16 protein-coding genes are annotated in these 22,301 nt (G+C 58.9%); 5 read left to right on the top strand and 11 right to left on the bottom strand.

All coding sequences use genetic code 11. The features are described from left to right. Nucleotides 1-31: 31 nt before the first annotated feature. From N645_RS0114360 to N645_RS0114350, 3 genes are all read right to left on the bottom strand, one after another. Nucleotides 32-244: a hypothetical protein gene (locus N645_RS0114360; protein WP_024462208.1), complete on the bottom strand. Its 213-nt coding sequence runs from the start codon at nucleotides 242-244 to the stop codon at nucleotides 32-34. A 10-nt stretch (nucleotides 245-254) separates the two neighbouring features. Next, nucleotides 255-2,966, bottom strand: coding sequence for a polysaccharide lyase family 1 protein (locus N645_RS0114355; RefSeq protein ID WP_024462207.1), 2,712 nt, complete (start codon nucleotides 2,964-2,966; stop codon nucleotides 255-257). A gap of 100 nt (nucleotides 2,967-3,066) precedes the next feature. Continuing rightward, entirely contained in the window at nucleotides 3,067-4,671 is a 1,605-nt protein-coding gene (locus N645_RS0114350) for a GGDEF domain-containing protein (RefSeq protein WP_193744992.1), read from the bottom strand. 458 nt (nucleotides 4,672-5,129) lie between these two features. On the opposite strand from N645_RS0114350, the gene pelA reads away from it, so the two are divergent. Beyond that, nucleotides 5,130-6,683: a pectate lyase gene (pelA, locus tag N645_RS17605; protein ID WP_024462205.1), complete on the top strand. Its 1,554-nt coding sequence runs from the start codon at nucleotides 5,130-5,132 to the stop codon at nucleotides 6,681-6,683. A gap of 164 nt (nucleotides 6,684-6,847) precedes the next feature. On the opposite strand, the gene N645_RS0114340 is transcribed toward pelA, so the two are convergent. The 3 genes from N645_RS0114340 to N645_RS0114330 all read right to left on the bottom strand — a co-directional run bounded on the left by N645_RS0114340 (nucleotide 6,848) and on the right by N645_RS0114330 (nucleotide 10,063). Beyond that, entirely contained in the window at nucleotides 6,848-8,779 is a 1,932-nt protein-coding gene (locus N645_RS0114340; protein WP_024462204.1) for a DUF5060 domain-containing protein, read from the bottom strand. 83 nt (nucleotides 8,780-8,862) lie between these two features. Continuing rightward, nucleotides 8,863-9,114 carry a DUF1244 domain-containing protein gene (locus N645_RS0114335; RefSeq protein ID WP_024462203.1) on the bottom strand — a complete coding sequence of 84 codons (252 nt, stop codon included), beginning with the start codon at nucleotides 9,112-9,114 and terminating at the stop codon, nucleotides 8,863-8,865. A 10-nt stretch (nucleotides 9,115-9,124) separates the two neighbouring features. Continuing rightward, complete coding sequence (locus tag N645_RS0114330; RefSeq protein WP_024462202.1) at nucleotides 9,125-10,063, bottom strand: LysR family transcriptional regulator; 939 nt, start codon at nucleotides 10,061-10,063, stop codon at nucleotides 9,125-9,127. Between the two features lie 143 nt (nucleotides 10,064-10,206). Here N645_RS0114330 and N645_RS0114325 point away from each other — a divergent pair, with 143 nt between their 5' ends. From N645_RS0114325 to uvrA, 3 genes are all read left to right on the top strand, one after another. After that, nucleotides 10,207-10,650, top strand: coding sequence for a DoxX family protein (locus N645_RS0114325; RefSeq protein WP_024462201.1), 444 nt, complete (start codon nucleotides 10,207-10,209; stop codon nucleotides 10,648-10,650). Nucleotides 10,651-10,674: 24 nt separating this feature from the next. Beyond that, nucleotides 10,675-11,484, top strand: a complete 810-nt coding sequence (locus N645_RS0114320) for a class III extradiol ring-cleavage dioxygenase (protein ID WP_024462200.1) — start codon at nucleotides 10,675-10,677, stop codon at nucleotides 11,482-11,484. Nucleotides 11,485-11,578: 94 nt separating this feature from the next. Next, on the top strand, nucleotides 11,579-17,119 hold the full coding sequence (gene uvrA / locus N645_RS18555) for an excinuclease ABC subunit UvrA (RefSeq protein ID WP_024462199.1): 5,541 nt from the start codon (nucleotides 11,579-11,581) through the stop codon (nucleotides 17,117-17,119). Between the two features lie 149 nt (nucleotides 17,120-17,268). Here uvrA and N645_RS0114310 read toward each other — a convergent pair whose 3' ends face one another. The 4 genes from N645_RS0114310 to N645_RS0114295 form a co-directional block, all read right to left on the bottom strand. Beyond that, entirely contained in the window at nucleotides 17,269-17,595 is a 327-nt protein-coding gene (locus tag N645_RS0114310; RefSeq protein WP_024462198.1) for a hypothetical protein, read from the bottom strand. Nucleotides 17,596-17,619: 24 nt separating this feature from the next. Beyond that, on the bottom strand, nucleotides 17,620-18,225 hold the full coding sequence (locus tag N645_RS0114305) for a hypothetical protein (protein WP_024462197.1): 606 nt from the start codon (nucleotides 18,223-18,225) through the stop codon (nucleotides 17,620-17,622). Between the two features lie 208 nt (nucleotides 18,226-18,433). Next, the gene (locus N645_RS18395) at nucleotides 18,434-19,324 is read right to left on the bottom strand and encodes a hypothetical protein (RefSeq protein ID WP_238559263.1); all 891 of its coding nucleotides are present in this window, start codon (nucleotides 19,322-19,324) and stop codon (nucleotides 18,434-18,436) included. A 179-nt stretch (nucleotides 19,325-19,503) separates the two neighbouring features. After that, nucleotides 19,504-20,208 (bottom strand): HNH endonuclease, encoded by a 705-nt coding sequence (locus N645_RS0114295; RefSeq protein ID WP_024462195.1) that lies wholly within the window; start codon nucleotides 20,206-20,208, stop codon nucleotides 19,504-19,506. A gap of 201 nt (nucleotides 20,209-20,409) precedes the next feature. On the opposite strand from N645_RS0114295, the gene N645_RS0114290 reads away from it, so the two are divergent. Continuing rightward, a complete protein-coding gene (locus tag N645_RS0114290; protein ID WP_024462194.1) occupies nucleotides 20,410-21,162 on the top strand; it encodes a pirin family protein in 753 nt (250 codons plus the stop codon). A gap of 18 nt (nucleotides 21,163-21,180) precedes the next feature. Here N645_RS0114290 and N645_RS0114285 read toward each other — a convergent pair whose 3' ends face one another. Next, complete coding sequence (locus N645_RS0114285; protein ID WP_024462193.1) at nucleotides 21,181-22,200, bottom strand: virulence RhuM family protein; 1,020 nt, start codon at nucleotides 22,198-22,200, stop codon at nucleotides 21,181-21,183. Between the last annotated feature and the right edge of the window lie 101 nt (nucleotides 22,201-22,301).

The following is a 22,301-nucleotide window of genomic DNA, read 5'->3' as shown; positions in this document are numbered from 1 at the left end:
GGTGGCTCACCACCCGGGGATTTTTTTGCACCTAAGGAACCAAAGACCCGATGGGTATTCGGGTGATTTCGATATCTTCCTTGTTGGTCGCGTAGGCGACATACACAAACTCTTCGTCTACGTAACTTTTCGGATAGCTGTAACCCGCCCGTTTATACTTTCCCTCGTACCGCCAAGGCTGCAGGTCCGCTCCGCCGGCGCGCACCAGCCAGGCCCGAAAACTCATGACCAAATACGTTTGCATAACCGGATCCCTACGCCAGCCTGGGCCGAACTCGCTGGCGACGACGCCAGACCAGAAGCGACAACATCACCAGCCCGGTCAAAGAAACGCTACCACCGCCGCCACTGGTTGTATCGTTACTCATATCGACACCGTCATCACCGCCGTCGGGGGCCGGTTGTTCATCGCTTTGTCCATCCGCCGGTCCCGCCGGCGTATGAGCGTCATCATACTCGGGACTGCGCTCACACTCGCCGGCGGGATCGGTGTCCACAAACACATGGACGGTTCGAGTCATGGAATGGCCGTCGGCGTCCTCCACGCTCAACGCGATCTCCGCCAGACCGCACGCCTCGGTGGTAAAAACGGCCGTGCCATTTTCAAGCGCCACCGAGCCATTGCTGACTGAGATGATCGAATAGGCCGGCTCGTCGGTATAGCCACGGAACAGATCGGAAAGATTTAACTCGGCGGCTTCACCCTCGCGGATCATTGTGTGAGGTTGAGCCATCCAGTCCAGGTACTCATCCAACATGGTGTACCCATCCCGGTCGGGATCCGCATTGGCATCGGCAAAGTCGTCGCCACCGGAGAGCGGGTTCAGGCCATGAAGTTTTTCCCACCAGTCGGGCAGGCCGTCATCGTCGCTATCCCAATCGGGATCACGCTGCAGGTAGGGATAATCTTCATAGCCGCCCACGTCGTCTTCGTGATCGGGCAGGCCCGGCTCGCCGGTGTAACTGCCTTCGTAGGTGGCCGTTCCTGTCAGCGTTTCCTGAATGACCCGAAGATCCTGATCGTCCTGCATCAAGCCCCCGGCTCCCACATCGGACAATACCCGTTTGTAGGCTTCGGCGGCACTGTGCACTTCGGCACGGGAGGGGAAGAACGGTTCATTCACCCAGGTTTCATAACCGTTGGGGCTGCCACTTTTCACCCGGCAGACGGCGGTCTGGTTGCTCTCGTCCGCGCGGCCGGGAATCACGTTACCGGAGCAGTAGTAACGCTGGGTTCCGGGGAAATTATCGTACTCCACATTGAGCGCGTACATTTCTTCGGTGGCCGGGCCCGGCTTGTAATAATTGTTGACGAAGTTCACCTCGTGAGCGCCACCATCGGTGGTCCGGCTGCGCCAGTTGTAAACCACGTTATTAAAAATATCCAACCGCCCGGCGTAGTCCCCGTTGCCATCCAGCCCGCCGGCCAACGACCAGTTCCGGCCTTCATTATGGGCCAGCAGGTTATGGTGGAAGCTGCCGATGTCGCCACTGATGCTGGCCGCGTAACCGTGCCGCGTGCCCGAGGGGTAATTGTCATGCCCCGCCACATTCAATGCTTCGGCAATCAGGGTGCGCTGCAACGTGATGTTGCGCGCGCTGCGCGAAGAAAAGGCTTCATCGATGGTCCAGCTGATGGAGCTGTGATCGACAATGGCGTGATCCGCGCCCTGCAGGCCAATACCATCGTAGGTGGTGCCGGCCCCCAGGCGCACCCGGACATGTCGCATCACCACGTCACTGGCACCACTGACCCCGAAGGGTGCCCCCCGTACCACAATGCCTTTGCCGGGCGCGGTCTGTCCTGCCACGGTCACATACGAATCACTGACGGTCAGACGCGATTCCAGATGAATGATGCCGGACACGTCGAACACAATGGTGCGCGGACCAATATCATTTTCCACCGCCGCGCGCAAGCTGCCCGGGCCGCTGTCGTTCAGGTTGGTGACTTTCACTACCTGACCGCCACGACCACCCAGCGCAAAGCGACCATAGCCCTCGGCATCGGGAAAGGCGAGCTGACGTGGCTGAAATGACCAGACATTACCGCGAGTGATCCGGTCTTCCTGGTCAACCTGATCCACCCGCCAGAGATACTCTTCGCGACTGTACAACCCCTGTAGTGCAAAACCACCGCTCGCCTGGCGCCCCCAATAAACCGAGCTGTCGCCGTCACTCACCAGAGCCTCATCCGTCCCGAAATACACCTCATGGGCAACCGCGTCCGGACCCGGCGTCCAGTTCAGTGTCAGGTGGCCGTCGGTCGTTTCGACATGTCGATCACCGTCGGCCGGGAGGGGCTGTCGGGCTTGCTGGGCCACATTGGGCGTATTCAACTCAAAGCCATTGATCACCACGGTTTCAATCTCCGCGCCGGCGCCAGTGTCGGCCTCGAACCGAACTTCAACATCGTCACCGGTGCTGTCGAACGTCAGGTACGCCGTCTGCGCCGCGGTGTTTTCCTCGACGCGATTGGTCATGGCCAGATCGTTTTCGATCTGAACCCCATCCACGAAAATATCCAGCGGCGCCACTGTGGTGTCGGCCCAGCCGTCAACCGAGTTCAGATACACCAGCAGGCTGTGCTCGCCGGCGGGCAAATCCGACAACGTCATGGTGATGGCCCCCTCCTGCGGTTCACCGTCACCGAAATCCACCAGAAGGCCATCGCTCACCAATCGGGCGAGATAGGGCGATTGAATATGGGTTTTGAACCAGTTCGAGCGCAGGCCGACACCACCGCTTTGGGTAAACGTCACGCTCACACCGTCGAAGGTTTCGCTGGCGGTGCTGACACTACCGATGGACCAGGGCGTATAACCCGGCTCATTGACTTCCGACGTCTGCCGGCCGGCAAAGTCCAGGTCCACTTTCACAACGGGATCTTGAGCCAGCACCTCGGAGGCGAGACTGGCACACAGGAGCACACCCAGCCACCGGCCGGGACGAGGGTTGATTGTCATAATATCCACCAGATGTTTTTTATAGGGGTGGTTTGCCCTGCTATGGTGCAGGATCTCTCACAGTTCTCTCGGGCAGTATATTATGAGGATTGTCGCCCTGTCACGGACTTGCGGTGCCGGGCCCGGGAGACGGATCCCCGCCCGCTTGCCAGATTTGCACCCGATTTCTGCCGCCGGCTTTGGCTTGGTATAGGGCCGTGTCGGCCTTCTGTAACAGGGATGAAACCGCTTCGCCATTTTCATACACCGCGATGCCCATACTGACGGTCAGGCTGAACTCAACGCTGCCGAAGGTAATTGGCGTGTTTGCCATCTCCTGGCAGAGCCTCTGCGCAAGCGCTACGGCTTCTTGCGCATCGTTGTTGAGGCAGACGATGGCGAACTCCTCTCCCCCCATGCGCGCGGCCATATCACCGGTGCGTACCGACTCTGCCAACAAGGCGCTCACCTGTCTCAGCGCCTCATCACCGGCGGCGTGGCCGTACTGGTCGTTGACTCGTTTAAAATAGTCGACATCGATCATGATCAACGACAGGGGCAGATCATGTCGCTGGGATTGGGCGGAATAACGAACCAGACACTCGAGTAGATGCCGACGGTTTGGCAGGTTGGTGAGGTAATCGGTTCGCGCTTCCTGCTCCGCCTGCTGTTTGGCATCGCTGAGCTGGCGCGTGCGTACGGCCACCTCCGCATGGAGCTGCCGCGCGTGCAACAGCAGCGCCAGACCGATCATCGACACCAGCGCCACCAGCCAGTACCACCGGTGAGCCCAGAACAGCTCATCAAACAGGGAGTCCGGTTCCGCGCTGTAGAGGAAGGCATTCAGATCCACCTCCCCGGTCAGCAATCCCTGGTCGCGAAACACCGTCTCTATATGTCGCCACCGCTCTTCGTTCATGTAGCCGACGGGAACCACATTGGGCAGTATCAGTGATTTCGAAGCGTCCGCCTCGAACATCAAGTGCTCCCGACTTTTACCCAGGGGGTTGTAGTCCCGCAGGATCAGGTCCACCACTTTGTCCGGATGGGTCAGGGCGTATTCCCAACCCCGTCGAGTCGCCTCAAGAAAATTCCGGGTCACCTCGGGGGCGGTGTTGAGCATCGTTTCCGTGGTCAGAAGTACATCGCCGTAGAAATCGATACCGTAATCGCTCGGGCGGAACACCCGGTAGGGAATAGCGCGGTGGGTAAACTCGAAAGGCTCATTCGTGCTGTACCCGTTATAGCCTGCCACCTCCCCGGAGATCAACGCCTCCAGCGAGGTTTCACTCGGCACCACCTGGACATCGTCCACCACCATTCCGGCGTTGGCCAGCATCGCGAGCAGCTCCGCGTTCATGTAGCCACCGCTGAGCATCACGGGCTGGTCTTTCAGGTCAGAGAGGGAGTCGATTGGCCCATTCTCCAGAGTCATCAACACCGAGGGTGAGGACTGGAAAATGGCCGCCAGCGCCACCAGAGGTACCCCCGAGGCGCGGTAAATCAATGCCCCGGTATCCGCAATGGCGAAATCCACGCGACCGCTCATCAGTTGGTCAATGGGCGCCCGGCTTTCACTGCGCTCATAAAGGGTCACGTTCAGGCCTGCATCCCGATAGTAACCTTGCTCGATCGCGGCATAATACCCGGCGAACTGAAACTGATGGCGCCACTTCAATTGAACGGCCACATCCACCAGTTCCAGCTCATCCTTGGCAGTGGCCATACCCGGCACCCCCAGTAGCAGCGATACCAGGACCAAAAATACCGTCCATGCCCGGACACCGGCTCCTGAAAACACACCCCTTGGCTCCATTGTTAACCCTGTGGCAATACGTCTGTTATTCGATCCTATTGATCAACTATAGCCTTATCGGCGCGTAAAGCAACTAATGCGATATCGCCCGCCGCCGCCTTTTGTGAATCCGGTTACAGCGCATTTTATCTGATTTTTATATACTGGCTCTGCGCCGACGGCAGACACAGTACCGACGAGGTGCATATCGGTTACAGCGAAATGCATCGTAGTTTCAGGGCCTTGACCGCCAAAGGGAAACCCCGGATATTTCATCGGTTACAGCGAGTGGGGCGACGAATCCCGCGCGTTTTGAAATGCCCCTAAAGCAAAAAAAGACCGCTCGCCGGTCAAACAATGTCCAATAAAAAATAGTGAGAGAGTCAACCATGACCATCAAACCCCTCACCCTTGCGGTGATAATGAGCGGCTTTCTGGTCGCTTGCGGCGGATCGGATTCCGCACCGGATAACGCCTCGTCCAGTTCAAGCAGCAGTAGCTCGACGGCATCCAGCACCTCCGAATCCTCTCAGTCCTCCAGTGAACCGGTACAGAGCGATGAGAACAGCCTGACCATCCAGGAGTACGATACCGGCTTCTGCCGACTCGATGGCACGGTCGACAGCGACAACGAAGGGTTCACCGGCCCGGGCTTTTCCAATACTGACAATGTTCCCGATAGTGCCATCACCTACCGGGTCAATGTGCCCGATGCGGGTCACTACACGCTGGAGGTTAGGTACACCTCGCTCAATACACGTCCTGGCGACATTCAGGTGAATGACACCGACGCCGGTGAGTTTGAGTTTGCCACCACCGGTAGCTGGACCAGCTGGACCACTGAATCCCAGACGGTGGAACTCGACGCCGGTGACAACGACATTGCCCTGGTTGCGACCGGAGTGGACGGCCTGCCGAATGTGGACGCCCTTACGGTCATCGGCGTCACCCCCACCGCGGTGGATTGTGGAGTGAACAGCGATGGCGATGGCCTGCTGCTTCCGCAGGACGGCAACCCGGTGCACAGCCGGTTCCGCAGCGCCCGCTTTGCCTGGAGTCAGGACAAGGCCGACATCGTTCTCTCGTACCAGTACGACCACGGCGGCTGGCCGAAAAACCAGGACTACGAGTTCGAGGGTAGCGGCGGCAACGACCTGGGCACTATCGACAACGGCGCCACCGTCACCGAAATGATTTACCTGGCGCAGGTCTATAAAGACACCGGCGAAACCCGCTACCGGGATGCCGTGCGCAAGGCCATGGACTACCTTCTCGATGCCCAGTACGACACCGGCGGCTGGCCCCAGTACTATCCGCTGCGCGGTGGTTATTCGGATCACGTCACCTTCAACGACAACGCCATGACCCGGGTGCTCACGGCGCTCTATCACGCCAATCTGGAGAGCGCGCCCTTCGATACCGACCTGTTTACCGACTCCGACCGGGCGGCCATGGCACACGCGATTGAACGGGGCGTGGATTATATTCTTCAGGCCCAGTGGGAGCAGAACGGCGAACTGACCGTCTGGTGCGCCCAGCACGGTAAGGACGACTACCTACCCAAGGCCGCGCGTGCCTATGAACTTGAATCCCTTAGCGGCAGCGAGTCGGTCGAAATCATCGCGTTTTTGATGACCCAACCGCAGACGCCCGAAGTGGAAGCCGCCGTAAAGGCCGCTATTGGTTGGTTCCGCAGCGAGGACACCTACCTGGCCGATCACCGCTACGACAGCTCGGTGGAAGAGAAGATTGTCTACAGCGAAGGTGACCGTATGTGGTACCGCTTCTACGACCTGAATACCAACGAAGGCTTCTTCAGTGACCGGGATGGCGGCAAGTACTACGACATCATGGAGATCTCGGCAGAACGTCGTAACGGCTACAGTTGGGGCGGGAGCTACGGAGAAAAAATTATCTCCTATGCGGACCGGGTCGGCTATTGATTGGTAGCGCATACCGAGGAGCGGCGGATGCGGCCTTCGGCCTTATCCGCCCTACGGGGCACCGGGTGGTGCTGATCGTCACTGGACGTGTGATATCAGACTCGTAGGTCGGATTAGCGCCCAGCGCGTAATCCGACACAGCCCTGACATCACATCTCTACAGACTACTGGCGCTTCAACTTCAACGCCCAATCCCGCTCCGCCAGAGCCGAACCGGCGGGGAAGGCGGCAACCTCAATTTCACCGGATTCATTCGCCATCACAGACATCCGGTTCAGCCACTCGCCGCTGATCGGATCGAACCACTGCATCACATAAGACGCACCGGGCGTGAAGCCGCTCAAGGTCGGCGCCACCGAGGCATTCTCAAAATACAGCATCGCCAGATCCGCCTCGGCGGTGCGCATCATATAAGACCATCCGTCCAGCCCATCCTCCGGCGCATTGGGTGCTTTGCGCGGCGTAATATCAGCGGTGACGGGAGCCAGATCCTGATAGCGCTTACCCTCCGAGAGCATGAAGCTTTCCAGGTGCTGCATATAATTCGCTGACTGATAGCGCAGGGCATCCCAGATATGCGGCCGCGCCCCATCGGGCTCGCCGGTGGTGGTAATGTCGTAAGCGGCGGTACCGTGCACGTGCCCTGCCAGGCCACCGGACAACACCGAACCGAACATCTGCGCCCGGGCAAAATAATTGTCCCGTTGCGAGTTGGGCGGAGGCTCCTCCCCACCGGGTTTGTTGATTTCGTGCAACCAGCCGGTGTAATAGGGTTCGAAATTGATGGTCGGTTTGGGCGGATCTTCCAGGAAGAACTGCGCCTCCAGGTTTTCCCCGACCCGATGATCCCGGGGCTTGTTACCCACGCTGTGCATATCCAGCCAGGGCACCTCATCACCGGAGCCCAGGGTGGTATGGGTCGCCCGGTCGATCAACACTGTGTGAATCTGACCAAAGGGCGGGCGACCATAGGTCTCCAGATGATAAGTCAGTGCCTCGTTAAACTGATCGGCGGTCAGGCTGAAGTCTTCCGGCACCCAATCCAGGTGAATGCCACTGAACACGAAGTTATAGGCCCCGTAACGGGCAATCAGATACTGCGCGAAGCGGGCAAAGCTCTCTTTGAAATCAAAATAGGCATTCCAGGACGGGCCGACATCCCGACGCACGGTTTCCAAAAGTGGCACAAAACCGACCTCGGACAGGTGCGCCATTTTTTTATCCAGGCTCTGGAAATAGGCCGGTGTCAGACGATTGAAGTCCGATACCCCCGGGTGCTGATCGGAGAGTGCAAACGGCAGGTGGCCGTACTCATCGCGCATATTCTTGGCGGTGAAGGTGCCCCAGTAACTCACGCCACCCGACGCATCGGTGCCCTGCTCATCGGACACATCGTAGCCGAACTTCTCCCAGGCGTTGCGCAGGTAAATACCGTTCTCATCGGCATAGGTGCTCGGGTTCAGGTCCGCCTCCCAGTTGGGGAACGCCGAGATCATACTGACGGAGTTGAACCCCTGGTTCTTGCGGTAGTTGACCGCATCCTCGAACCCTATGCCGGGACCGGGTTCGTACTCATCGGAGGTGGCGGCGTTGCGGAACGGCAGCCGCCAGGTGGACCCCGCCAGCCAGGTGTCGCCCACCATAAAAAACGGCGTGCCATCGGCGTATTCCAGCGCGTGGCCATTGTCGCTGACGCGCACAAACCCGCGCCGGTTGGGGTTCTCCCGTTTTTCCGCCTCGCTCCAGCCGGTGGCGGTAAAGGCCCCCTGGCGGTCATTCAGCCCGGCGTCTTGCGGTTGGTTGGAGCCCAGCTCCCAGGACCAGTCCCCCGGCGCCGTGGCCACCAGGCGCACCACAAAGCGGTTGCCGCCGTCCCAGAAGCCGTACACCCGCTTGTCGAAATCGGGCCCCTTGAGCTGCACCCAGACGTCCACTTCGGTGTAGGGGTTGTCGTAGGGGTTCTCGGCGTGGAAAACCAGTTGCTGCATCTCCCAGGTGCGGACGCTGGCCTCATTGGGCTTATCGGAGGACGTGGCGCAGGCCACCAGAGTGAACAACAGAAGTGCGGACAGACACAGGCGGGAAAGACGGTTCATAACGACCCCTTATCGATTTACTTATGATGCAGGGATACTAGCAGAACCGCCCTTAAATACAATATGACAATAAGGCAGGCCGATCAGCGGGGTGTCTGATAGCGGGCCTTCCACTCCTCATAGGGCATGCCGTAGACCATTTCCCGCGCCGTGTCCTTGTCCACGTCCAGGCCACGCTCTTGGGCCGCCTCCATATACCACTTGCTCAGGCAATTGCGGCAGAAGCCGGCCAGCTCCATGAGATCGATATTCTGGACGTCCTTGCGTTCATCCAGATGTTTGAGCAGGCGCCGAAAGGCCGCCGCTTCGAGTTCGGTTTGGGTTTGAGTATCCATGGGGTCTCCTCTAGTCTGAGCAAATTGTAACACCGCGATTGGGCTGACCATCAAACCCATCCCAATAGGGTGGATCCCCGAAGTAGCCCTCAATGAAGTCCACAAAGGCGCGCACTTTCGTGGCGAGCAGGCGTCGGTGGGCGTAAACGACATAAAGAGCCAGGGATTCCGGCTCGTGGTCCGGTAACAGAACCTGAAGCCGCCCGGCCTGAATCGCCGGGCCAACTATGAAGGTGGGCTGCAGCACCAGGCCCGCGCCGGCCTCGGCCAGCCGCCCCAGCACATCACCATTGTTGGTCGCCAGCCCGGCCGGCTCCTCGGCCTCGGGTATCAACCACTTGAGCAGTGGCTCGCTGCTCTCATCCATATAGCTGTAATGCAGAAAGCGATGCCCCTTGAGCGAAGCGAGACTATAGGGTGTTCCTCGGGCAGCCAGATAGGCAGGGGAAGCACAGAGCACCATGCGCACCGGTGCGATCCGCTTGGCAACCAATGAGGAGCTCTGCAGTCGGCCGATACGCAAAGCAATATCGAAGCCCTCATCGACAATATCCACCTTGCGATCATTGAGCTGCAGATCGATTTCGATGCCCGGATAGGTCTGCTGAAAGTCCGCCAGAAGCGGCCCCATATGCGATGCGGCGAAGGACACCGGGGCACTGATGCGCAGACGTCCGCGCGCCTGGTGCTGCCAGTTACCTAGCTGGCTTTCCACGGCTTCCAACTCGTCCAGCAACGGTTTCGCGCGGGCGTGATAAGCAGTGCCCGCTTCGGTCAGGTGCAGTTGGCGCGTCGTACGGTTGAGCAAACGCACTCCCAGGTGTACCTCCAACTGCCCCACGTACTTGCTGACCAACTGCGTGGACACCCCCATTTGCTCAGAGGCCCGCGTAAAGGAGCCCTCGGCCACCACCGTGACAAAGGCGCGCATAGCGGTCAAACGGTCCATGGCCAGCCTCCCGTTGTCGAAAACATTCAACTATCAACGATTTGTTGACAATAATACAACAAACAACCCATTAATTTGCTCATGAGTTGATAGTAATCTGAAACCGTTGATTACCCACAGCCACTAGTTATTGGAGATTCCCCATGTCACACCCATTGATTAAAAACGCTTTGCAATCCGACGCCGGCTTTGGCGCTCTGCTCCTGCGACTTCCCATCGGCATCATCCTGGCGGCCCATGGCGCGCAGAAACTCTTTGGCTGGTTTGGTGGTTACGGCCTCGAAGGTACCGGGCAATGGCTGGCAAGCATCGGTCTTCAACCGGGCCTGTTGATGGCTCTACTGGCGGGCAGCGCCGAGTTTTTTGGTGGCCTGGCCCTGATGTTTGGCCTGCTCACCCGACCGGCCGCTCTGGTGTCAGCCTTTACCATGGTGGTGGCGATTTTCAGCGTGCACATTGGTAATGGCCTGTTTATGGCCAACAATGGTTACGAGTTTGCGCTCAGCCTGCTCGCCGCCACAGCGGCCCTGACCCTGTTGGGCGCCGGGCGACTGTCACTGGACAACCTGATCGCCAAACGCATTTAACGGGAAACCCGGAGGCACACCGTCATGGCCAACAAGCCCGACATTCTCTATATCTCCCACGGCGGCGGCCCTCTGCCGCTGCTGGGGGACCCGGCGCACAGCGAGCTGGTGACACAACTGTCCTCATTGGGTAAGCGCCTACGTCGGCCCTCGGCGATCATTGTGGTCAGTGCCCACTGGGAAGCACCCGTCGCCGCCGTCACCAGCGGTGCCCAGCCGCCGCTGATTTACGACTACTCCGGCTTTCCGCCCGAGTCGTACGAGATTCAGTACCCCGCCCCCGGCGCGCCGGGACTGGCCACTCAGGTCAGTCAGGCGCTCAGCCAGGCGGGACTGGACGCCGTGCAAGACGCGGAACGGGGCTTTGATCACGGGCTGTTTGTGCCCCTCAAGCTCCTATACCCCGAGGCGGATATTCCCTGTATCCAACTGTCGCTGCTGAAGTCCCTGGACCCGGCGACCCACATCGCCCTGGGGCGGGCGTTGCAGAGCCTGGAGTGGGACAACCTGCTGGTGATCGGCTCAGGCTTTTCTTTTCACAACATGAAGGCTTTTTTCGAGCCAGTCACAGCGCAGAGCGATGCGCGCAATAAAGCCTTCGAAGACTGGTTGACCGACACCCTGATCAACCCGGCTCTGAGCGAGACCGAGCGGTCAGGGCGACTGGTAGACTGGAGCACGGCTCCGGAAGCCCGCTACTGTCACCCCCGCGAGGAACACCTGCTGCCCCTGCACCTGTGCTACGGCCTGGCGCAGCGGCCGGCAGACGAACACGAATCGATTCGGGTGCTGGGTAAGCGGGCCGGAATGTTCTACTGGCGAGGCGAGCACTGAGCCAATGGGCTGACATCCATCCGGGCCCCTTGGTCGTACTGACCAACTCCCGTATATTGAGCCCCTCAGCCTACACCGGAGTTGTCCCCCGCTTATGTCCCACGATGCCATCATTGTCCGCGGCGCCCGCCAGAACAACCTGAAGAACCTGGATCTGGATATCCCCCTGGGAGAGATGGTGGTGGTCACCGGCGTCAGCGGCTCGGGCAAGTCCACTCTGGCGTTCGATACCATCTACGCCGAGGGCCAGCGCCGCTATGTGGAGACCTTCTCCGCCTACGCCCGTCAGTTTCTGGACCGGATGGACAAGCCGGCGGTGGACCTGATCGACGGCATCCCGCCGGCCATTGCGATCGAGCAGAGCAATACGGTACGCACTTCCCGCTCCACCGTGGGCACCATGACCGAACTGAACGACTACCTGAAGCTGCTCTTCTCCCGCCTGGCCCATCTGTATTGCCAGGGCTGTGGCCGGGAGGTGGTGTGCGACACCGCCCAGAGCGTGGTGGAAGCCCTGTATCGGGACTGGCCCAATGGCCAGCGATTGATGGTATGCCTGCCCATTACCGTGCCGGAGACGCTCAGCGACGATGAAGTGCTGCAATTGCTCAACCAGCAGGGCTATGCCCGCATCCATGAGCGGGACGGCAGCCGGGTGAAAGTGGTGCAGGACCGGCTCAAGCTGACCGACGAGAATCGGGGTCGGCTGACCGAGGCGGTGGAAACCGCCCTGCACTACGGCAAGGGCCATGTGCTGATCTACCCGATGGGCGCCGATAAAACGGTGAGCAAGCCGGAACGTTTTTCCAGCCACCACCACTGCCCGAGCTGCGATATCGACTACCCGGAGCCGACGCCCAGTCAGTTCTCCTTCAACTCGCCTTTGGGCGCCTGTGACAGCTGCCGGGGCTTTGGCCGCATTATCGGGGTGGACTATGGCCTGGTGATTCCGGACGAGCGCCTGAGCCTGAAGGACGGCGCGATCAAACCGATTCAGACGCCGTCGTTCAACGAAGTCCAACGGGACCTGATTCGCTTCGCCAAAAAGCGCGGCATCCCCATCACCAAACCTTGGGCGGAGCTGACCGACGAGCAACAACAGTGGGTCATTCAGGGCGAGGGTGAAGGCTCCTGGAGCAGCGGGCGCTGGTACGGCATCAAGGAATTTTTCGACTGGTTGGAAAGCAAATCCTATAAAATGCACATCCGGGTGCTGCTGTCCAAATACCGCTCCTACACGCCCTGCCATGACTGCGGCGGCGCCCGCCTGAAACCCGCCTCGCTCTGGTGGCGGGTAGGCTCCTTCGAGGCGGCCGAACAGGCGCTGTCCGGTCGTGCCCGTTTTATGCCCAAAGGCAACACGCTGGCAGCGGATCGGTTCAACCAGTTGCCCGGTCTCAACATTGCCGATGTGATGCGTTTGCCCCTGATACGCTGCGGTGAGTTTTTCGAGCAGATGGGTGACGCCAACGCCGACGAACCCACACAACTGCTATTGGAAGAAATCCGTTCGCGGCTGGGCTACCTGTGCGAAGTGGGCCTGGACTACCTGACCCTGGACCGCCAGTCTCGAACCCTGAGCGGCGGCGAAGTGCAGCGCATCAACCTGACCACGGCGCTGGGCACCTCCCTGGTGAATACCCTGTTCGTGCTGGATGAGCCCAGCACCGGCCTGCACCCGCGCGATATTCAGCGGCTGGTCAAAGTGCTGCACCGCCTGCGCGACGCCGGCAACTCCCTGCTGGTGGTGGAGCACGACCCCCAGGTGATTCTCGCCGCCGACCGCATTCTGGATATCGGCCCCGGCCCGGGCCGCCACGGCGGCAATATCGAATTCTTCGGCACGCCCAACGCATTGATGCGCAAGGCGAGCAACCTTACCGCCCGCTACCTGAGCGGCAAGGAACAGGTGTCCAGCCCACACGCTATCGAGGGCACTTCAGAAAAACAGGCACTGACCATCCACGGCGCCAGCGAACACAACCTGAAAAACATCGACGTCACCATTCCGCTGAAACAGCTGGTGTGCCTGACCGGTGTGAGCGGCTCGGGTAAATCCACCCTGATGCGCCAGATACTCTACCCGGCGACTCTCAAACACCTGGGCGAGCAGACCGAAGCGCCCGGCGTTCACCAACGTATCGACGGGCTGGACCAGATCGACCGGGCCGTGATGGTCGACCAGAGCCCCATTGGCAAAACCACCCGCTCCACACCCGCCACCTACGTGGGCGCCTTTGACGCCATTCGTAAACTCTTTGTCGCCACACCCCTGGCCAAAGAGCGCGGCTATACGCCGGGCACCTTCAGTTTCAACTCCGGCAACGGCCGTTGCCCCACTTGCCAGGGCAACGGCTTCGAGCATGTGGAAATGCAGTTTCTGAGCGATGTGTATCTGCGCTGCCCGGACTGCGATGGAAAACGCTTCCGCGATGAAATTCTGGAAGTGAAACTGCTGCAGGATGCCGACGAGGGTCGCCGGGCGCTGTCCATTGCCGACGCCCTGGCGATGACCGTGGCCGAAGCGCTGGCGTTCTTCCACGATAAACCCGAGGTCCAGCGCAGCCTGCAACCGCTGGCGGACGTGGGCCTCGACTATGTGCAATTGGGCCAGGCCGTGCCCACCCTTAGCGGCGGTGAAGCGCAGCGGTTGAAGCTCGCGGGGCATTTGGCGAACACTAAAGCAAAAGACAAAGAGCACATCCTGTTCCTGTTCGACGAACCCACCACCGGTCTGCACTTCGCCGACATCGCCACCCTCATGGGCGCCTTCCGGCAACTGCAGGCCGCAGGACATTCGCTGCTGGTGATCGAACACAACCTGGATGTGATTCGCGCTGCAGACTGGTTGATCGATATTGGGCCGGAAGGCGGCGACGCCGGCGGGGAACTGCTGGCGGCGGGCAGCCCAGCCGAGATCATGGCCAGCAACAACAGTTATACCGCCCAGGCATTGCGCGAGTACGACGCGTCCTTGACGCAAGGGGTCGCTCTGCCCGCGCCCGCGAAAAAGCGCAAGCGCAAAACCGATCAGGTCATCAGCGTGCACCACGCCCGCGAACACAACCTGAAGAATATCGACGTCACCATTCCGCGCGACAAGCTCACGGTCATCTCAGGCGTCAGCGGCAGTGGCAAAAGCACTCTCGCCTTTGATCTGATTTTCGGCGAAGGCCAGCGTCGCTACCTGGAATCGTTGAACGCCTACGCCCGGCAGTTTGTGCAGCCCGCCTCGCGCCCGGATGTGGATGCCATCTACGGCATCCCCCCGGCGGTGGCCATTGAGCAACGCACGAGTCGCGGCGGCCGCAAAAGTACCCTGGCGACCCTGACCGAAATCTATCACTACCTGCGCCTGCTCTACGTCAAGCTCGGCACCCAGCACTGCCCGAAATGTGAGGTGCCCATCGAGCCGCAAACGCCCGCCGCCATTCTGGCGCGGGTGCAGAAAGACTATCGCCAGCGCGAAGTCACGCTGCTCGCGCCCATGGTGGTGGCGCGCAAGGGCATCTACCGCGAACTGGCCGAGTGGGCCGCCGCCCGCGGCTACACCAGGCTGCGCGTGGACGGCGAATACCAACCCACCGACAACTGGCCCAAGCTCGACCGCTACCGCGAACACAACATCGAGCTGCCGCTGACCGACGTCACCGTTTCCGCCAAGAACGAACGGGCCTTGATGGATGGTCTGGAACAGGCATTGGATCTTGGGAACGGCATTGTGATTGTGGCGCCCGTCGACAAACGTACTGGCAAGCAAGCCGCCGGCGAACGCCTGTTCTCCACCCAGCGCGCCTGCCCGAGCTGCGGCGACGGTTTCGATGAACTGGACCCGCGCCTCTTCTCCTACAACTCCAAACACGGCTGGTGCCAGCGCTGCTACGGCACCGGGCAAATCATCAAAGGCTTTGACGAAGAACAGACTGGCGAGGAGCGCACCTGGCTGCCGGACGAAGAAGCGGGTACGGAAAAAGTCTGCCCGGGCTGTAACGGCCAACGCCTGAACCCCACCGCCCTCGCCGTGCGCTTCCGGGACCGCTCCATTGCCGAGCTGGCATCGCTACCCGTGGACGCCGCCGAGCAGTGGTTCAAAACACTCAAACTGAAAACCAACGAACAGGCCATCGCCCGGGACCTGCTGGCGGAAATGCACAGCCGCCTGCAGTTCCTGCAGAAAGTCGGACTCGACTACCTGAGCCTGGACCGCGCCGCGCCCACCCTGAGCGGCGGCGAAGCCCAGCGCATCCGCCTGGCGGCGCAACTGGGTTCCAGCCTCCAGGGCGTGTGCTACGTACTGGACGAACCCACCATCGGCCTGCACACCCGGGACAACCGCAAACTGATCGACACCCTGCGCGAGCTGCAACAACAGGGCAACACCGTGGTCGTGGTCGAGCACGATGAAGACACCATCCGCGAAGCCGACCACCTGATCGACATGGGCCCGCGCGCGGGCGTCAACGGCGGCGAAGTGGTAGCACACGGCAGCCTCAAACAGGTGATGGGCAACAAGCGCTCGCTTACCGGGCAGATGCTCTCCGAACCGCTGCGTCACCCCATGCCCGACCTGCGCAACGCCACCATGCGTCAGCTCTGGGACAAAGAGAGCCTGCACATCGAGGGCGCTCACCAGAACAACCTGCGCAAGGTCAATGTGAGCATTCCCCTGCGCCAACTGGTGACCATCACCGGCGTCAGCGGCAGCGGTAAAAGTACGTTGATTCGGGGCGTGCTCTACCCCAACCTGAAACAGGCCATCGCCCAGAAACGCAAAACCAAACAGACCTGGACCGGCGCCAGCCAGATCACCGGCTGGGAAAGCGTCGACCGCATCCTGGAAGTGGACCAGACCCCCATCGGCAAAACCCCGCGCTCCTGCCCGGCCACCTACATCGGCATCTGGGACACCATCCGCAAACTTTTTGCAGGCACCGTGGACGCGAGACTGCGCGGCTACACCCCTGCGCGCTTCTCGTTCAACGCGGGCGACGGACGCTGCAGCGCCTGCGGCGGCCAGGGCGAACAGAAGATAGAGATGAACTTCCTCCCCGACGTGCGCGTGCCCTGCGACGTGTGCCACGGCTGGCGTTTCAACGACGAAACCCTGAGCGTCACCTACAAGGGCAAACACATCGGCGACGTCCTCGCCATGAACATCGACGAGGCGGTCGAGTTCTTCGCCCCCATCAGCAAAGTCCACCACGCCCTGCGCCTGCTGCAGGACGTGGGCCTGGGCTACCTGACCCTGGGCCAACAAAGCCCAACATTAAGCGGTGGCGAAGCCCAACGCATCAAACTGGTGGCCGAACTCAGCAAAGCCAACATGACCCCGGAAGACAACAAAGGAAGAAGGTCAGCCCACAACCTCTACGTACTCGACGAACCCACCGTCGGTCTGCATATGGCCGATGTGGACAAACTGCTGCACGTGCTACACCGGTTGGTGGATGCGGGCAACTCCGTACTGGTGATTGAGCACAACCTGGATGTGATTGCTGAGGCGGACTGGGTGATTGATATGGGGCCGGAAGGTGGAAGCCAGGGCGGCAAAGTGATCGCCCAAGGCAAGCCCGACACTGTGATCAAACGAAAGAAGTCTTATACGGGACAGTACTTAAGAGAAATACTGAACTAGAGCTCAGACAGGCAACGGCGGATGCGCTTCGCTTATCCGCCCCACCACGACTTCCCGTAGGGCGGATAAGCATGCGCATCCGCCATCTTTCTTCAAACACCCAACAGCTCAGTACAGTGACCGTTGGGGAGCCAGCGAACTAAATACGCTTAGAGGCCTGACATATAAAAGTCAGTCCTCATAGACGCGGCGGAGGCCTTCATGCAGGCAATATAGTGTTTCCCGCTACCGTCTTTTAACTTTCTGAGCACGGCTTTTCGTACCTGCTTCTGCCCCCACTTGATTACCGAGCCACCACCAAAGGGCCTAGGGACTAAATCCATCATGCTGTCACAAGCCCTCGTTTTTTCAATCAGACGGCCCAGGACTTCTAGAGTCTTCACGGTAATCCGCCAGTTCTGTGTTTGTGCACCGTAAAAGTTTTGGAGAATGTCCTTGGTGTCTTGAACTTCGGATGCGGTAAGAGGTTCGCTCATAGTGTCTCCTTACAGAAGTTGGTATTAGAACGGTTTAATAGTGGAAAGCACGTCTTTGACGTCATCTCCCGTCAGACCGTAAAAGTCCAGCATTGTCCAGGACGTTGACTCTCTCCCAGATACCACATAGGCCTTGTGCTTATTGTCTGTTTCAGAATAGAGGTAGATGGCAATATTTTCGCGGGTGTAACGCACTGCTTCGCCACCGCTCATCGCATCCAGCTTTATTGACCGAATGACATGCCGTTCGGCCCGGCTTAGGCTGTTCGGTAACGAACTGAACTTTTCCATTAACGACAGGTTTAGGAGCGAAGAAGCGGAAAGCTCACTGTCATTCAGGCCGAAATCGCTTACTGATAAGGTTGATGCGGCGATTTTCGGGTCGCCAGAGAAGATGATGAACAGCATATCCTGCTGATGAACAAGCTTCTTTGGTGTGCTACTGATATAGAACGATAAGTGACTATTGGTTACGACTTCTATTCCGTCCGAAGCACGGCTGGCCAGTGATTGTTCGGAGGCCTGTCGCTCGCACGCAGGCTGAGCACACTCAGTAATATAAGGCGACGGGGTCGAGGCACAAGCCTGCAGGAAAATGGCAAAGCCAATTACAAAAGAGAGATATTTCACTTGAAGCTCCTTTCAATAGCTATGTGAACCTTAATTTGTCTTAAACAAGACTGTCAATTCCAGACTTTGGGGCAACTAACCAGTTGTGACTTCAGTCACAAAAAGCCATTGGCGGCCATTTCCTCCACACTCCGGACACCGATATATGTCAGGCTTAGGACCACATCAGGCAGTAATATGTCGCCAAAACTCTAGCTTGGTGGGCTAGTCAATCAACTTCTCGAGCATAGAGGTGGCTGTTTTGGCACTTGGGGCAGCGAGGCGCGCTTGGGACGTCATGTATCCACTCAACACCACAGATAACGCACTGATAGTGCTTTGGCTCAATCTTAGACTCCGCCACTCTCTGTTCAGCGGGAGGAGTACGGCGGCGAATTTTGGCTCCAAAGGAGCCCTTAGAAGGCTTTGGCGAGACGCACCGATGATTTCGCCTGGCTTTCTCCATACTTGAGGCGGCCTTAGGGTGGAATGCCCACTCCTTAACCCCGTCACTCAACATAAAGGCCAAAACGGCTTCTGAGAATCGAAGGTTACGGTCTCTTTTAAAGGACGATATAGAGAAGCTATCACAATCCAAAGTCAAGAGAGCGACTTGGTTCTCCTGCAGCTTACTCGGAATCACCGTAATGGGAGGCTTACCTTTGTACACCAAATCCAGGAGGATTTTATAGCCTCCCACCTCTACCATTAAGTCAACATAATGACCGCAAACGTTCACACGGGCCTGTGCCCGCTCAACTGTATTCTGTGCACCGAGGCTAACCTGAACGCTATCCGAGCCGCCGCATGAAGAGCAGAAGAGGCTATCTTTCAACGGTGGTGTTTCAAGTACCCTCCCAGGCAACTCGCTCGCCATTTCACGCGCCATCATCGCAACCGCTACTGCGGAGTTAAACGGACAGTCCTCCTCTGGCTTCTTGCCGTATCGGCGCGAATCGTGAGCAAAGTGATAACGTTTGACCTTTGGGTGCCGAGACAATAAAGGGGATCGACAACCAGGGCACAGACAATTGCAGGCGCGTCCACTGGGCGCGTCTTCAGGCTCTATAATTTCGCCCGTTTCCAAGTGAATTCCAAAAGGAATTAAAAGCTCGTTCATGGAACACTCCCTTTGCTCCCATCTAGGTCACGAATGAAGCCAGCTTATGCACGTAGGTCTCATCTTCCTCCCGAAAAAGGATATTCCAACTTTCCAAAAGAGCCTTGGTGAAGCGAATAGGGCCGCATCGATTTTGTGTGAGACTTAATACACCAACCCATGAGCCGGCGAGCAGGCAACTAAGAATGACGATATACCCTCTCTCGATGGAACTTCATATATTCACCATGCATCGGACGAAGCCGTACACCCATGGCGGGCGACACAGATAGTAGCTCGGGACTTTCTAGCTGAGGCGATATCATGATGCCGCCGCTTTCGCCAAACGTGATCAGGCCGGAGTCAAAGGCCCTGTCCAGGGTGGGTAACAGTAGCAGTCCGTTGTACCGATCGAGCCTCTCTGAATTCGTTGCGGCACTCCAAGGTTTGATATGGGAGGCGACTAGCATCACTGGGTCGTTGTAACCGGTCACTGAGCAGCCACCCCAGAACGCTATCAGCTTCTGACGAAAAACACCCTGGCCAATGCGGCTCTTGATAAGGTTGCTCTTCTCCGTCTCTGAGGTGTGATTTTCAGATAGGATGGCATCAATATCTGACTCAACGTCGCTATCGAACTTCTCAGCTAAGTAATCGGCATACTTATTGAGCGCGCTATTGTACATATTGTGACCACGCTCGTTCCTTTCCTGATATATCGGGAGGTCCCTCAACGCCGAGGCAATGGTCTCGAATTGGCCGTGATTCTGAATCGATGTGAGGGGGCCTTCTATAAGTCCTCCGTCCATTGCCCATTCGGACATAGGCCCCTTAATAGCACCGTCATATTTTTTGATAGAAGAGGGTGAAAGCCCCCTAAGCCGCATCCAGCCTTCAAATGTCATAAGCGTGGCCGCCATTCATATTGAGTGACCCGGCAATCTCCCGGGCAATATGTCGATAAAACCGCTAATAATCGACATGTTAGTATGATATGTCGATGTCGTCGACAATAGCCTGGGTAGGCCTGTCTAGGGCGCTGCGATACAGCCTGGTACCGTCGGCGAGCACCTGAGCTAAATATCGTCCTGCCGCAGGAGACAACTATGAAAACAGTTATCGAACGCGTTCCTTCTGGCACCGGCCACTGGGTCGGGGATGGCTTTCCTGTGCGCTCGCTGTTCAGCTACGGCGGCCAGCCCAAGGCTCTGAGCCCCTTTCTGCTGCTGGATTATGCCGGGCCCTATGAATTCACCCCGGCAGCCAAGCCGCGTGGCGTGGGGCAGCATCCGCACCGTGGGTTTGAGACGGTCACCATCGTCTATGCGGGCGAGGTGGCCCACAAAGACAGTACTGGCAACGGCGGCGTGATTGGCCCCGGGGATGTACAGTGGATGACCGCCGGCGCGGGCATTCTGCACGAAGAGTTTCACAGCCCGGCCTTTACCAAGGCGGGCGGCACGCTGGAGATGGTGCAGCTATGGGTCAATTTGCCCGCGAAGGACAAGATGACGCCGCCGGGCTATCAGGGCATTACCGATGCGCAAATTCCCAGCGTGTCGCTGCCCGATGGCGTGGGCCTTGTGCGGGTGATCGCCGGGCATTTTGGCAACGCGACCGGCACGGTGCAGGTGAACGGCCAGGAGGTCGCCCGCGAGGCGGATCTGGTGACGCTGACCTCCAGCGGTACGGAGGTGTTGCTGGAGGCCAACAGCGATGCGGTGGTGTTGCTGCTCAGTGGCGAGCCGATCGACGAGCCAATTGTTGGTTACGGGCCGTTTGTGATGAACACGGAGGAGGAAATCCGCCAGGCCATGCGGGATTTTCAGAGCGGGAATTTTGGGCAGATTGCTGATTGACGGTTTCTGGTATTCAGCTTAGGAGGGCTTCTTCCCCTTCCGTTTAACCTCCTGCTCCAGCACTTCCAGTGCTCGCAGATCTTCGGCATCAGCTGCCAGCGCTTCATTTTGTCGCCTTTGGGTATCGAATTGCTCGTATCGCTCGTGGACAATGTGCTTTGCCTGTTCTGCGCTCATGGCGCCCGCGCCTTGCAGGACGGGCCTCTCGTTGAATTCCAGCAGGCGGTCGACGTTGTTGCGCCAGTAATCCAGCGTCAGGTCTTTCCGGCCTTTGGCCCGCAATTCAGCCTGCTCCAGGAAGATCACCACCAGCCGGTTAAGGGTATCCACTTCGTCAGCGGTCAGATAATTCTTGGCTATTGTGACGTCTGTTTTGCGGACCCGCGCGCCTTTCCAACTGGTCAGCGCCATGTTGGGCTCCTGCGGGTCGGCACGGTGTACCACCAGCTCGGCGGCGGTATTACTGGTGACGGCGTAGAGCAGTTTGTTCTGGACTTCAGCGAAGAACTGCTGGGCTGCCTGGTCGCCAGGCTGGTAGTCGCTGGAGAGGGTAAATAGATCGCGAACCTTCTGGTAAAAGCGCTTCTCGGAGGCGCGGATGTCACGGATGCGCGCCAGAAGCTCGTCGAAGTAGTCCCAGCCGCCGGGCTCCCTCAGGCGCTGGTCGTCCATGATGAAGCCCTTGACCAGGTACTCCTCCAGGTGTGCGGTGGCCCATTGGCGGAATTGGGTGCCGCGGGGGGAGCGCACTCGGTAGCCAACCGCGAGGATCATGGGAAGGCTGTATGTCTTGAGCTGCCGACGGACCCTACGCTTTCCTTCTTGGCGAACTTGTAAGAGTTCCTTACAAGTTGCCTCCGGGTCCAGCTCCTGGTCCCCGTAGATCGCCCGAATATGCTGGGTTATGGCTTGAGGGGTGGTATCAAAAAGTCCGGCCATTTCGGCCTGTGTCAACCAGACAGTGTCGCCCTCGGCACGCAGCTGGATCTCCGCCTGCCCGTCATCCGTGCGGTAGATGATCAGTTCACCCTGGCTCATTTACCGGCCTCCCGATTTTGGCTGGGCACGGAGTGAGGTGCAGCGAAAACGTCGAAATCGAGCGGGCTGGGTGTCAGTAAGGGCTGCATATCCATGTCTCT

It is taken from the genome of Marinimicrobium sp. LS-A18 (assembly GCF_000463525.1).
In the GTDB taxonomy this organism is placed as follows: domain Bacteria; phylum Pseudomonadota; class Gammaproteobacteria; order Pseudomonadales; family Cellvibrionaceae; genus Marinimicrobium; species Marinimicrobium koreense.
This window is presented reverse-complemented; position numbering and strand designations above follow the sequence as displayed.

Coding starts and splice junctions, on each gene's coding strand:
- N645_RS0114335 (WP_024462203.1), bottom strand. CDS start 9,114: ATGGATACTCAAACCCAAACCGAACTCGAAGCGGCGGCCTTTCGGCGC.
- uvrA (WP_024462199.1), top strand. CDS start 11,579: ATGTCCCACGATGCCATCATTGTCCGCGGCGCCCGCCAGAACAACCTG.
- pelA (WP_024462205.1), top strand. CDS start 5,130: ATGACCATCAAACCCCTCACCCTTGCGGTGATAATGAGCGGCTTTCTG.
- N645_RS18395 (WP_238559263.1), bottom strand. CDS start 19,324: ATGAACGAGCTTTTAATTCCTTTTGGAATTCACTTGGAAACGGGCGAA.
- N645_RS0114290 (WP_024462194.1), top strand. CDS start 20,410: ATGAAAACAGTTATCGAACGCGTTCCTTCTGGCACCGGCCACTGGGTC.
- N645_RS0114340 (WP_024462204.1), bottom strand. CDS start 8,779: ATGAACCGTCTTTCCCGCCTGTGTCTGTCCGCACTTCTGTTGTTCACT.
- N645_RS0114350 (WP_193744992.1), bottom strand. CDS start 4,671: ATGGCCACTGCCAAGGATGAGCTGGAACTGGTGGATGTGGCCGTTCAA.
- N645_RS0114285 (WP_024462193.1), bottom strand. CDS start 22,200: ATGAGCCAGGGTGAACTGATCATCTACCGCACGGATGACGGGCAGGCG.
- N645_RS0114320 (WP_024462200.1), top strand. CDS start 10,675: ATGGCCAACAAGCCCGACATTCTCTATATCTCCCACGGCGGCGGCCCT.
- N645_RS0114325 (WP_024462201.1), top strand. CDS start 10,207: ATGTCACACCCATTGATTAAAAACGCTTTGCAATCCGACGCCGGCTTT.
- N645_RS0114330 (WP_024462202.1), bottom strand. CDS start 10,063: ATGGACCGTTTGACCGCTATGCGCGCCTTTGTCACGGTGGTGGCCGAG.
- N645_RS0114295 (WP_024462195.1), bottom strand. CDS start 20,208: ATGACATTTGAAGGCTGGATGCGGCTTAGGGGGCTTTCACCCTCTTCT.
- N645_RS0114310 (WP_024462198.1), bottom strand. CDS start 17,595: ATGAGCGAACCTCTTACCGCATCCGAAGTTCAAGACACCAAGGACATT.
- N645_RS0114360 (WP_024462208.1), bottom strand. CDS start 244: ATGCAAACGTATTTGGTCATGAGTTTTCGGGCCTGGCTGGTGCGCGCC.
- N645_RS0114355 (WP_024462207.1), bottom strand. CDS start 2,966: ATGACAATCAACCCTCGTCCCGGCCGGTGGCTGGGTGTGCTCCTGTGT.